The sequence below is a fragment of the Shewanella sp. GXUN23E genome (genome assembly GCF_050865035.1).
Taxonomy (GTDB): Bacteria; Pseudomonadota; Gammaproteobacteria; order Enterobacterales; family Shewanellaceae; genus Shewanella.
This window is the reverse complement of the sequence record NZ_JBOZWP010000030.1, coordinates 24,960-37,863: the sequence shown is the minus strand read 5'-3', so window position 1 is coordinate 37,863 and position 12,904 is coordinate 24,960. Positions and strand designations below refer to the sequence as shown.

The following is a 12,904-nucleotide window of genomic DNA, read 5'->3' as shown; positions in this document are numbered from 1 at the left end:
GAGATGTTTGCCATTTTCTGTTTCATTCACATTGAACAAATTGAGTGTAGCCATGCCGTTAAGTCGATTTCATTCCCTGAGAAGTTACCTTGATCAGTTAATTCTCGGGCAACCTGCACTGACAGAAAATCTGCTCATTGCCCTCATTGCCGATGGTCACCTGCTGGTCGAAGGTCCACCGGGTCTGGCCAAAACCCGTGCGGTAAAAGCGTTGTGTGATGCCATCGAAGGGGATTTTCACCGTATTCAGTTCACCCCGGATCTGCTACCTGCTGATTTGACCGGCACAGACATCTATCGTGCCCAGACCGGCACCTTCGAGTTTGAGTCCGGTCCGATTTTCCACAATCTGATCCTCGCCGATGAGATTAACCGCGCGCCGGCCAAAGTACAGTCAGCCCTGCTGGAAGCCATGGCCGAAGGTCAGGTGACTGTGGGCAAGAACAGCTACAGGTTGCCTGAGCTGTTTCTGGTGATGGCCACCCAGAACCCGCTGGAAAATGAAGGCACTTACCCGCTGCCCGAAGCGCAGCTGGACCGTTTTTTGATGCACCTGAACCTGGATTATCCCAGTGCCGCTACTGAGCTGGAGATCCTGCGGCTGTCGCGCAACGAAGCGCTGCATACCGAAGTGACCCGTATCGAGCCTATCTCTCAGCAGGAGATTTTCTCCGCCCGCACCGCGGCGCTGGAGATCTATCTGGCTGAAACCCTCGAGCAGTACATAGTCGATATCATCATGGCGACCCGGCAACCGGCCAATTACAGCCCTGAACTGGCCAGCTGGCTGGAGTATGGTGTCAGCCCGCGGGCGACGCAATCGCTGGAGCGCTGCGCCCGAGCCCGCGCCTGGCTGCATGAGCGGGACTATGTCACGCCGGAAGATATTCAGGCCGTGACCCCCAACGTCCTGCGTCACCGCCTGCTGCTGAGCTACCACGCCCAGGCACAGGGCGTCAGCCGGGATCAGGTGATTAATCACATTCTGAGTCTGGTTGCCGTCCCCTGATGAACAAAGCCACTGAATTACCCCTGTTTGCCGATGGCTGGCACCTGACAGAAGCCGAATTGCTGGCCTGTCAGGGTCAGGCCAGGGCCATACCGGATCGGCACACCCGCGCCAAAGCGGCATTGGCAGGTCACAGAGCCAGCAATATCAAGGGCAGGGGCATGGAGTTTGCCGAAGTGCGCCATTACCAGAATGGTGATGATGTGCGCACCATTGACTGGCGGGTCACCGCCCGCACCGGCAAGGCCCATACCAAGCTGTTTGTTGAAGAGCGCGAGCGTCCCATCATCTTGCTGCTGGATCTAAGCTACAGCCTGTACTTTGGTTCAACCCTGCTGCTGCAGTCGGTGCAGGCCGCCCATCTGGCAGTGACTCTCGGCTGGAGCGCCATCAGTCACGGTGACCGCATTGGAGCCTTGATTGCCAGTGAATCCGGGCAGCTGGAACTCAAACCCAAGAGTCGTCAGACCGGAATTCTGCAGCTGATTTCCGGCATTTGTGCCATTCATCAGCAGCAGCTGCAGCATTTTAAAACCGGCAAACGCAATGAAGGTCATATGACGGCGGCCTGTCAGCGACTGGCCCGCATTGCCAAACCCGGCTCACTGGTGTGGATCATTTCCGACGGCTCAGGTTTTACCGCCGACTGCCAGGGTCCCCTGAGTGATCTTAAGCGTCACTGCGATATTGGCGCCTTTGTAATCACTGACCCCTTGCGTCAGGGAACCCTGAATTTGCCCAACGAATTCAGCCTGCCGGTGCGTGATGGCGATACCGAGCGTCTGCTCAACCGCAGTCAGTACGAGCAGTGGCTGCTAAGCCAGCAGCAACAGCAGGCTCAGTTCCTCAATATGATGGACAGATTGCGGGTGCGGACCCGTCTGATCGATGCAGGTCAAACCCTGACACAACAACTGGAGCTGTTACGTTCATGACAGCAACTTCTGCTGCGAATGTGCCCGCCAATCCGGCGTTGGCACAACTCAAAGATATCCACCTGCCGCAGGAAATTGGCCTGTGGCCGCTGGCACCGGGTTATTACCTGCTGCTGGCGCTGATTATTGTGATTTTGCTGGCACTGTTTTGGCTGTATCGCAGACGTCAGACCCATCTGGCCGCCTGTCGGCAGGCAAAACACTTGCTTGCTGGACTTGATATGACATCAAACGACTACGCTCAGCAGGTCAACACCCTGCTCAAACGTACCGCACTCAGCTATCTGCCGCGCAATGCCGTGGCTGGGCTGGATGATGCCAGCTGGCTGGCAATGCTCAGTCACACACTGCCCGAAGCTGAGCGGCAGGAGTTATCTGTGCTGCTGGGGAATCGTTTTGCGCCACAGCCACTGAGCAGTGATCAGGCTAACGCGCTTAAACAACTTGCGCTGCGGATCCTGGATAAGCTCCCCAGCGCCAGCATGCCGGAGGCCAAATCATGTTGAGTCTTGCATGGCCATGGCTGCTGTTATTGCTGCCTCTGCCGCTGTTTATCCGTAACAAACAACAGCAACAACAAAGCGGTGGTGAACTGAATATGCCGGGCATTGCCCAAACCAGTACCAGCACGCTGAAGGTGAAGCCCGGAGTGAATCGCTGGTTTTATCTGTTGATGTGGGCGGCACTGGTTCTGGCCTGCGCCCGTCCCCAATGGCTGGGTGAACCGATTGATATTCCCACCAAGGGGCGGGATCTGATGGTGGCAGTGGATCTCTCCGGCAGTATGCAGATTGAGGATATGGCCATCGGCGGACGCACGCTGGACAGATTTTCTGTGGTGCAACAGGTGGTCAGTGACTTTATTGATCAGCGTAAAGGCGATCGCCTCGGGCTTATTCTGTTTGCCGATCACGCATACCTGCAGACCCCACTGACCGCCGATCGCCGCTCGGTGGCGCAATACATGCGCGAGGCGCAAATTGGTCTGGTGGGCAAACAAACCGCCATTGGCGAAGCCATAGGTCTGGCGGTCAAACGTTTCGAGCAGGTCAAGGACAGTAACCGGGTACTGGTACTGCTGACCGACGGCAGCAACAACGCCGGTAATATCGAACCTATCCAGGCCGCGGAAATCGCCGCCGAGCGGGGCGTCACCATCTACACCATAGGCGTGGGCGCTGAAGTCATGGAACAAAGGGGATTTTTCGGCAGTCGCCGGGTCAACCCGTCAAGCGATCTGGATGAATCAACCCTGCAGGATATTGCCAATATTACCCATGGTCAGTATTTCCGTGCCCGCGATCCCCAGGAACTGCAGCAGATTTATGAGGAGATTAACAAGTTGCAACCGGTCAGCCGGGATGAGCAAAGCTATCGCCCCAAATCCGAACTGTTTTACTGGCCACTGACGCTGGCGCTGCTGATCAGCATGGGGCTGGCGCTGTCTCAGGCAGGGGTATTGTCGCTGCCGGCGATGAACCGCAAGTCGTGGGGGAGGAAGTCATCATGAGCCTGCACATTATTCGTCCTGAATGGCTGCTGGCACTGGTGCCACTGGCATTGCTGCTGGCCTGGCTGTGGAAAACCAAAGCCCGGCGCTCTGCGTGGCAATCTTATATCGCCCCCCATTTAACCCAGGTGCTGCTGACGCCGGGTGGAAAGACACGCACTCACCGCCTGACGCTGCTGCCCCTGATTTGGCTTATCGGCACTCTGGCGCTGGCTGGCCCGGCGATCAACAAGCAGCCGTTACCGGTGTTCTCCAGCGCCCAGGGGCGGGTCATAGTGCTGGATGTGTCCAGATCCCTGTATGCCACCGATCTGGCGCCCAACCGCCTGACCCAGGAGAAATTCCGCGCAACTGATTTGATTAATGGCCTGAAAGATGGGGAAACCGCGCTTATCGCCTATGCCGGTGACGCCTTTACCATCAGCCCCATGACCACAGACAGGCAAACTCTGCTGAATCTGCTGCCGACTCTGAGTCCGGATATTATGCCGGTGCAGGGCTCAAATCCCGGCTCGGCCATCAGCCTTGCCAAACAGTTGCTGGCACAAAGTGGTCATCAGCACGGGGATATTATTCTGCTGACCGATGGCATCAGTCCGGCTCAGTATGATGACAGCCTGTCACAACTAAAAGACACTGACTATCGCCTCGCCATCCTGGCCATGGGCACTGCCCAGGGCGCGCCGATACGCCTGCCGGATGGCCAGCTGCAGCGTGACAACGCCGGTGATGTGGTCGTCGCCAAAACCGATTTTGGCCTGTTGGGACAACTGGCCAGTGCCACCGGTGGCATCATGGTGCCCTTCAATCCGGATGGCTCCGGGGTACCGACTCTACTGTCCTGGTTGGATAAAGGTGCAGGTCAGGCCAAAGATACCGACATCAAAGGGGAGCAATGGCAGGATTTGGGGCCTTACCTGGCGCTGCTGCTGTTGATTCCTGTGCTGCTGAGTTTTCGCACTGGCATCCTGGCTTGCGTGGGCCTGTTGATGATAGGCCAGCCACAAAGTGCCCATGCCGCTGACTGGTGGCAGGATTTGTGGCAAACCCCCAATCAACAGGGACAATCCGCCTTCGATAATCAGGCTTATCAGCATGCTGCCAATCTGTTTGAAGACAGTAACTGGCGTGGCAGTGCCCACTACAAAGCCGGCGAGTATGAACAGGCGCTGGCCGAGTTTCAGCGGGATAAATCCGCCACAGGCTTGTTCAATCAGGGCAACGCCCAGATGCAACTGGGGCAGTTGGATGAAGCGATTAATAGTTATGAAGCGGCGCTTAAACAGGATCCTGAGCTCAGCGATGCTAAAGCCAATCTTGAGCTGGCCAAACAGCTGAAGAAACAGCAAGAGCAGCAGGATAAGCAAAACCAGCAGGGTCAGCAAAACCAACAGGATCAGCAGAACCAGCAGAACCAGCAGAACCAGCAGAACCAGCAAGGGCAGCAGAACCAACAGGATCAGCAGAACCAACAGAGTCAGCAGGACCAACAGGGTCAGCAAAACCAGCAGGACCAGCAAAACCAGCAGGACCAGCAAAACCAGCAGGACCAGCAGGACCAGCAGGACCAGCAAAACCAGCAGGACCAGCAAAACCAGCAGGACCAGCAGAACCAGCAGAACCAGCAGAACCAGCAGAACCAGCAGGGTCAGCAGAACCAGCAGAACCAGCAGAACCAGCAGAACCAGCAGGGTCAGCAAAACCAACAGAGTCAGCAAAACCAGCAGGGTCAGCAGAACCAGCAGGATCAGCAGAACCAGCAGGATCAGCAGAACCAACAGGGTCAGCAGAACCAGGAGCCGCAGAGCGATAAGCCTGACAACGACGCCAGCATGCAGGCGCAGGTTGACTCATCGACCCAATCAGGCAGTCAGGCAGGCGATAACGCCGAGCAAAAGGACCAGCAAACAGACGCCGGTGCAGCTGCACGACTGCAGCAGGAGATGGGGGAACCCACACAGGGCGACAGCGGCAGCATAGCACCGTCTGAGCTGTCGGCTGAGCCACTGCCGGAAGAGATGCAGCGGGCCCTGCGCGCAGTAACCGACGATCCTCAGGTCTTGCTGCGCAACAAAATGTTACTTGAGTACCAGAAACGCCGTATGAGAGGCGAACAACCAAAGGACACTGAACAGTGGTAAGAAAAGCGATTTTTTTGTTTCTGTTGATGCTGCTGACGCCCCTGTCGGCGCTGGCAGCCGTCACCAAAGTGGACGCCTCGGTCGACAAGAATCCGGTGATGGACGGTGAATACTTTGTTCTCACCGTCACCGCCAACGACAATCTGGATGCCTCTGCGCTGGACACCTCGGCGCTGGGTAAAGACTTTGTGGTGGGGCGTACCAGCGTCGGGCGCAGCACCCAGATAGTCAACTTTGACACCAGCAAGCAAACCAGCTGGCAAATTCTGCTCGCCCCCAAGCAGGTAGGCAAGTTCACTATTCCCGCCTTCTCCATTGATGGCGTCAAATCGCAGCCCATCAGCCTGACTGTGGTTAAGGCCGGCAGCGACGCAGGGCAATCCAAACTGGTGTTTATCGATACCTCACTGTCCGCCAACGAGGTCTATGTCGGTCAGTTGCTGCTGTACAAAGTCAAGCTGTATCTGGGCGCCGATCTGCAGCGCGGCGTACTCAATGCCCCTACCCTCAATGGCGCTGAGCTGAAACAGCTGGGCGAGGATCAGGACAAACAGGAGATCGTCGATGGCAAACGCTATCGGGTGATTGAACGCACCTATGGCATCACAGCCACAGATGCAGGTGTCCTCAACATAGGTCCCGCCACCTTTCAGGGTGATGTGGTGATGAATGGCAACGGCAACCGCGACAGCCTGTTCGGTTTTGGCTTTGGCGACAGTCGCATGGTGCAGACCGCCAGTGAACCGCTGACAGTCGAGGTGCTGCCCAAACCGGCTCATTATCAGGGCAAGTGGCTGGTGGCCGATCTGGTGTCACTGCATGATATCTATGGCGAGCAGCAACAATATCAGGTCGGCACCCCCATCACCCGCACGGTTACCCTGCTGGCTTCCAACGCCGAAGACACGGCGCTGGCGGATTTGGATATTCAGGTACCCGATGGCTTCAAGGCATACCCGGAAAAAGCCCAGCGGGAAAATATCGTGCGCAATGGTCAACTGGTGGCCAAACTGACCCAAACCATTGCCATGGTGCCATCTCAGGCCGGCACCTTTACCCTGCCGGAAATCAAAGTCCCCTGGTGGAATCCGCATCTGCGCAAGCAGGAATACGCCCTGTTGCCGGCACAGACTATAGAGGTCGCTGCCGCCCCGGCGCAGACGGCAGAGCAAGCGCCGATAGCCACCGCACCGCAGGCACAAATGCCTGCAGCAGGTACTCAGACCACAGTCACCGACGCCGGATTCTGGCCCTGGCTGACCGGGCTGTTTGCCCTGCTGTGGCTGATCACTTTGCTGCTGTGGCGCCGCACAGCCCGTCAGGCGGCGCCGACTCTCGACAGCTCAGTGTCGAGCGGCAGCCAGAACTCTGCTTCTGCTAAAGCCGCATTGACGCAGGCCTGCCGTGAGCGCTCCGCATCCAAAACACTGACGGCATTGCAGCAATACGTCAGTGAGCAGCTGGGGCAATCGCTGTCACTGGCACAAATCCGCACCCAGTTGCCTGAGCTGCAGGCCAGCATAGATGCGCTGCAGGGTGCCGGATACAGCCGCGAGGCCAGCGCCCCGGATTTTGATGCCGTACTCAATACCGTACTTGCCATAGAGGTGAATAAAACCAATCACCATACTCAGGGGCTGGCACCGCTGAATCCAGGATAATGGCGCTGGATACCCTCAATAGATTTAACGTCGGCTCAGGCCGGCGTTTTTTTATCCGCCAATTTCAGCTAGCATAAAATTCAGCCACCCTTCCTGAAAAACGTCGACCATAAAAATGATGATAAATTGGCGAAAGAAAAAGTCGGAGCAGTCGGTCAACTCTGACATGCTGAATAAACAACGACTTTACGACAGCCTGGTCCGGGCGCTGCACACAGACATATTCAGATATGCCTTCTGGTTGTGCGGAGATAAACAGGTAGCAGAAGACATCACTCAGGAGACCTTTCTGAGAGCATGGAAATCACTGGACTCCCTGAAGGACGAAAAAGCGGCGAAAGCATGGCTGATTACCATACTGCGGCGGGAAAACGCACGTCGGTTCGAACGTAAACAGTTCGATTATTCCGATGTGGAGCAGGACAGTCTGTCTGACATTGACAGCCTGAGCCACGAAGACCACGCCGAGCAGTATTGGATCCGCAGGCAAATTGCCAAACTGGAACCTGAATACCGGGAGCCTTTGGTATTGCAGATTATCGGGGGCTTCAGCGGCGATGAGATTGCCCAGATGCTGGAGCTCAATCGCAATACTGTGATGACCCGGCTGTTCAGAGCCCGTAATCAATTGAAAGATGCATTGGAGCACAACGAGATCAGAGGTCAATCCAATGGATGAGTTAGAATTTCGCCGCAGGGCCTATGCCAATCCGCGAAACCGCGAGCAGGAGTTTATCGATGCCGCGCAGGCAAGTCCTGAGCACCAACAGTTTTTGCAGGACCTCAATCAGTTGGATGTCAAAATCGCCCAAGCCCTGCAGGTGGATGTACCTGAAGGTTTGGCGGAACGTCTGTTGCTGAATCAACAGTTGGCCGAGCAGCAACGCAGTCGCAAATTTGCACCGCTGTTGATGGCGATGGCTGCCTCGGTCGCCATGGTTTTGGGGGTAGGCTATGCGACCTGGCGGATGGCCCCCATTGCCCTGAGCGAACATGCCATTGCCCATGTTCTGCATGAGCCCGCGGCCCTCAGTGCCCACGGCGACATCAGTTTCAATCAGGTCAATGCGCAACTGGCATCACTCAGCGGTTTCAGCGATCAGGGATTTGTCGCCCAGCCAGGGCGGATCCTCTACAGCACCTACTGTGATTTTCAGGGCGTTCGCAGCCTGCATCTGGTAATGCAGGGGGAAAATGGCAAAGTCACCCTGTTTATTGTGCCAACCGAGGATCGCATGTCGATGGAGACTCAGTTTGCCGATAATCATCTGCAAGGACTGGGATTTACGCGCGGGGATGCGTTTTTGCTGCTGGTGGGTGAAGATCAGCAGGACCTGACTGAGGTCAGTCGCGAACTCAACCAGACATTCATCTAACGCCCCCTGTCAGCAAGCCCCATTCATTATTTCAGGATGGGGCCTGCGATACTGTATTTACCTCTACAGCCCCCCTTTTCAGCCTGACTGCTCTTTCCGGCCAACCCCGGCAATCGTCCATGCTGGCGGCAGCCCATTTTGACACCTGACACAGGATATCTGACACGTCCTGTGATCTATCAGTAATTTGAGAGTTCAGTCACACATCTGCTACCATGGCGCCCATTGCAATGCAGGGAGCCCGGATACGGGTTATCAGCCCCTGTTTGATATACATATTTCCAACAAAAACAATAATTGGGGTCATCATGACTGTTGAATTGCCCATTCTGATAACTTTTGCCGGTTATCTTTTACTGATGCTGGCGATAGGCTTTTGGGCCTACAAAGCCACAGACTCGGTCGACGACTATATACTGGGTGGCCGAAAAATGGGGCCGGCTGTCACCGCCCTGAGTGTCGGCGCCTCTGACATGTCCGGCTGGGTATTGCTGGGGTTACCCGGTGCTGTGTATATGCATGGTCTGGGTGAAATCTGGATTGGTGTTGGCTTACTTATCGGCGCCCTGCTGAACTGGCTGTTTGTCGCCCGGCGTCTGCGGATTTTTACCGAGATGGCAGACAATGCACTCACCTTACCCGAGTTTTTCGAACACCGGCTGGACGACCGCAGCGGTTTACTCAAGCTGGTGTCCGCCGCCACTATCCTGCTGTTTTTCACCTTTTACTCCGCCTCCGGCATGGTTGGCGGGGCTATTCTGTTTGAAAAGGTATTCGGTCTAGATTATGTCACTGCGCTGATCCTGGGCTCGGCGATTATCGTGTCCTACACCTTTATTGGTGGTTTCTTCGCGGTCAGCTGGACCGACTTTTTCCAGGGTATTCTGATGTTGCTGGCACTGATTATTGTGCCGGTGACCATTTTCAGTGAGCCCCAGACGCTGGCAGCCAAAGACAGTATCACACCGCAAATGCTGCATCTGTGGCCTGAATCCATGACCTTGCTGGGCTTTGTTTCGCTGATGGCCTGGGGCCTGGGCTATTTCGGTCAGCCACACATCCTCAGCCGCTTTATGGCCATTGAGTCTGACGCCGCAATTCCGACCTCACGCAATATCGCCATGGGATGGATGCTGCTGGCACTGATTGGCGCCCTGGGTGTCGGCTTTGCCGGCCATTTGTATTTTTATGAAACACCGCTGACCAACGCCGAAACGGTATTTATTCATCTGGTACAGGTTGCCTTCAATCCCTGGGTGGCTGGTTTGCTGATTGCGGCCATTATGTCGGCCATCATGAGTACCATCGACTCCCAGTTGCTGGTCTGCTCCAGTGTGATCACAGAAGACTTCTACCGCCGCTGGATCCGTCCCTCAGCAGATAACAACGAATTGCTGTGGGTCGGCCGTCTGGGCGTGCTTGGCATTGCCCTGATTGCCGGAGTGCTGGCGCTGGACCCACAAAGCAGTGTGCTGGAGCTGGTCAGCTATGCCTGGGCAGGTTTTGGTGCAGCCTTTGGTCCGGTGGTGTTGCTGTCATTGTTCTGGCGCGGTTACAGCCGCAACGGCGCGATTGCCACCATTCTGGCAGGCGCCGCCACAGTGGTATTATGGAAACAGTTAAATGGCGGCGTCTTCGACCTGTATGAGATAGTGCCTGGATTCGTATTTGCGACACTTGCAGGCTGGGGTATCAGCCGTATCAGCAGACCCAATGCCAAAGTTCTGGCCGGATTTGATCGTTTCCATGCCAGGATCAGCCAATAAATTGGTCATTGCGCAGCCTGAAATTTGATCTTTCCCTAAATGGCGTACATGTGTACGCCATTTTTTATGCCACCAGCCAAAACAGCAATCAACAAACATCCAACAGATGCATCAAACAGCAATATCACTGCATAAGCCGACAATACTGAGGTCTGACCTCAATGCGTTACTCAGGCATAAATTTTACCGACAGAACAAGCGTCTGAATTAACTGTTAATTAACATTTTTTAAGCTCTGGTCGGAGTTGTTGGAATCCCCCCACCTCCCTACCATAGCCCGCAATATTAGAGGGGGCGACACAGAGCGACCTCCACGATAAAGAGAAGATAATAATGAAGTACTTCAACAAGACCATCCTGGCAGTAGCCATTACTGCCGCAAGTTCACAAGCCATGGCTGCCGGTTTCCAGCTGAACAGCCAATCTGCCACAGGTATTGGCCGCGCGTTCGCCGGTGATGCCGTTATCGCTGACAATGCTTCTGTACTGGCACGTAACCCAGCTGCTATGGCACTGTTTGATGACAAAGCACTGTCAGTGGGTATGACCTACGCGGATGTGACTGCTGAAATCAACGATGCTTCTCTGAGCACCAGAAATCCTGTTACCGGTCAGCCTATGGCGGTTGAATACGGCAGCCTGGATAATGCGGCAGAAGGCAAGATCATTCCCAACGCTTTCTATATTCAGCCAATTAACGATACTTTTGCCTTCGGTCTGGGTGCTTTCTCCAACTATGGTACCGGCACCGACACCGCTGACCTGACTGCCGGCAGGGGTCTGTCGCCAATCGACCTGATTGGTAAAACTGAAGTCACCACAGTGAACTTCAATGCCAGCATCTCCGCCCGTATCAACGAACACTGGAGCGTGGGTGCAGGTGTTGATGTTATCTACGGTGAAGGCGTTCTGACTCGTGGTGACAAGAAGGTGGTTGACGTTGAAGCTGACGGTGTTGGCTTTGGCGGTATCGTGGGTGTGACCTATGAACTGAATGCCAATAACCGTTTTGGTCTGAGCTACCGCTTCAGTCCTGATATGAAAGTTGAAGGCACCCTGAAAAAGCTGCAAATCCCCGGAAAACCACTGGCTGATCACGATGAACTGACTGTACCTATGGCGGACATCGCCCAGTTCGCCGGTTTCCACCAGCTGACCGAGCAATTTGCCCTGTCCTATACCGCTCAGTGGACCAAGTGGAGCAACTTTACTTCCGTGGATCTGCACGGTCCTGATGAAGTGCTCAAAGAGTACCAGTGGAAAGATTCCTGGTTCCTGAGCGTTGGTGGTACTTACACCCTGAATGATCAGTGGACCCTGCGTGCCGGTTACGCCTATGACCAGGGCGTGGTGGATGACATTCAATCTATCTCGATCCCGGACTCTGATCGTCAGTGGGTTGCCATTGGTGCCACTTACCACCTGAGCAACAAGTCTGCCGTAGACTTCGGCTTTGCCCATGTTATGGGTGAAGAAACCCGTATCACCGAAAAGTCCCTGTTCGGTGAGTTGAGCGCAGTCACCAACACAGGTGCCAACTACTTCTCAGTGCAGTACAGCTACAACTTCTAAGTTAAGCTGCCAGTGTCACTGCCAACGCCCCGCTATTGCTGGGCGTTTTGTTTTGTTGTCGGCAAACAGCGGTAGCGGTAAAGTGAAGCCTGAATTGGCAAACGCAAGGAGCGAATATGAAAGCCTCTTCCCCTCTGGCCGCCCTGATCCTGGGGTTGTTGTTGGCCGCCGGACTGGTGGGTGCCGCCTGGCTGGCAGGCGATACCCTGCTTAAAGTCAAATCCATGGATCGCACCGTCAATGTCAAAGGTCTGGCCGAGCAGGAGGTCAGTGCCAATATCGCCATCTGGCCGATCCAATTTACCGAGGTCGATAATGACCTCAACAGTCTGTATCGCAACGTCGAAAGCAAAACCGCTGTGGTGGTTGAGTTCCTCAAGTCACTGGGCTTTCAGGATGATGAGATCACCATCTCCCTGCCCAACATTGAAGACAGACAGGCCCGCGGCTATGTCGACCCTAACGTCAGATACCGCTACTTCGCCAAATCCACTGTGTCTGTCTATACCAACAACGTAGATCTGGTGCGTCTGAGCCGGGGCAAGCTGACTCAATTGCTGGAAAAAGGCGTCACTATTGCCACAGACGAATATCAAAGCCGCATTGAATATCTGTATACCGGGCTCAACGACATCAAACCCGGGATGATCCAACAGGCCACTCAAAACGCCCGGGAAGTTGCAGAAAAATTCGCCCGGGACTCAGACTCCAGACTGGGGAAAATTAAAACCGCCAGTCAGGGGCAATTCATCATCTCAGACAGGGACAGTAATACCCCTTACATCAAGAATGTCAGGGTGGTATCAACCCTCACCTACTACTTAACCGACTGAATCACAAGGCTGCTTTTGCCCGGTAATTCGATGTATTCTCCAGTTAGATCAGGGAAATAGATCTTTCATTAGATTTTTTTCATAAATATTGTTGTCGTGGC

Annotated in this window: 11 protein-coding genes; all 11 read left to right on the top strand. The window is 54.9% G+C overall.

The genetic code is table 11. The annotated features are described in order from the left end of the window. Positions 1-52: 52 nt before the first annotated feature. Positions 53-1,009, top strand: coding sequence for an AAA family ATPase (locus tag ACRRUX_RS19510; RefSeq protein ID WP_432533734.1), 957 nt, complete (start codon positions 53-55; stop codon positions 1,007-1,009). Continuing rightward, entirely contained in the window at positions 1,009-1,944 is a 936-nt protein-coding gene (locus tag ACRRUX_RS19505) for a DUF58 domain-containing protein (RefSeq protein ID WP_432533732.1), read from the top strand. The genes ACRRUX_RS19510 and ACRRUX_RS19505 overlap by 1 nt, the downstream gene beginning before the upstream one ends. Beyond that, positions 1,941-2,450, top strand: coding sequence for a DUF4381 domain-containing protein (locus ACRRUX_RS19500; protein WP_432533730.1), 510 nt, complete (start codon positions 1,941-1,943; stop codon positions 2,448-2,450). Before ACRRUX_RS19505 ends, ACRRUX_RS19500 begins: the two co-directional genes overlap by 4 nt. Next, positions 2,444-3,454, top strand: a complete 1,011-nt coding sequence (locus ACRRUX_RS19495; protein ID WP_432533728.1) for a vWA domain-containing protein — start codon at positions 2,444-2,446, stop codon at positions 3,452-3,454. Before ACRRUX_RS19500 ends, ACRRUX_RS19495 begins: the two co-directional genes overlap by 7 nt. Further along, positions 3,451-5,595: a VWA domain-containing protein gene (locus tag ACRRUX_RS19490; RefSeq protein ID WP_432533726.1), complete on the top strand. Its 2,145-nt coding sequence runs from the start codon at positions 3,451-3,453 to the stop codon at positions 5,593-5,595. The genes ACRRUX_RS19495 and ACRRUX_RS19490 overlap by 4 nt, the downstream gene beginning before the upstream one ends. Then, positions 5,589-7,256, top strand: coding sequence for a BatD family protein (locus ACRRUX_RS19485; protein ID WP_432533724.1), 1,668 nt, complete (start codon positions 5,589-5,591; stop codon positions 7,254-7,256). Before ACRRUX_RS19490 ends, ACRRUX_RS19485 begins: the two co-directional genes overlap by 7 nt. 115 nt (positions 7,257-7,371) lie before the next feature. Continuing rightward, a complete protein-coding gene (locus ACRRUX_RS19480; RefSeq protein ID WP_432533722.1) occupies positions 7,372-7,935 on the top strand; it encodes a sigma-70 family RNA polymerase sigma factor in 564 nt (187 codons plus the stop codon). Beyond that, on the top strand, positions 7,928-8,632 hold the full coding sequence (locus ACRRUX_RS19475) for a DUF3379 domain-containing protein (RefSeq protein WP_432533720.1): 705 nt from the start codon (positions 7,928-7,930) through the stop codon (positions 8,630-8,632). Before ACRRUX_RS19480 ends, ACRRUX_RS19475 begins: the two co-directional genes overlap by 8 nt. A gap of 308 nt (positions 8,633-8,940) precedes the next feature. Further along, positions 8,941-10,398, top strand: a complete 1,458-nt coding sequence (gene putP / locus ACRRUX_RS19470; protein ID WP_432533718.1) for a sodium/proline symporter PutP — start codon at positions 8,941-8,943, stop codon at positions 10,396-10,398. Between the two features lie 333 nt (positions 10,399-10,731). After that, positions 10,732-11,970 carry an OmpP1/FadL family transporter gene (locus tag ACRRUX_RS19465; RefSeq protein WP_432533716.1) on the top strand — a complete coding sequence of 413 codons (1,239 nt, stop codon included), beginning with the start codon at positions 10,732-10,734 and terminating at the stop codon, positions 11,968-11,970. A 116-nt stretch (positions 11,971-12,086) separates the two neighbouring features. Then, on the top strand, positions 12,087-12,803 hold the full coding sequence (locus ACRRUX_RS19460; protein WP_432533714.1) for an SIMPL domain-containing protein: 717 nt from the start codon (positions 12,087-12,089) through the stop codon (positions 12,801-12,803). The last annotated feature ends 101 nt before the right edge of the window (positions 12,804-12,904 follow it).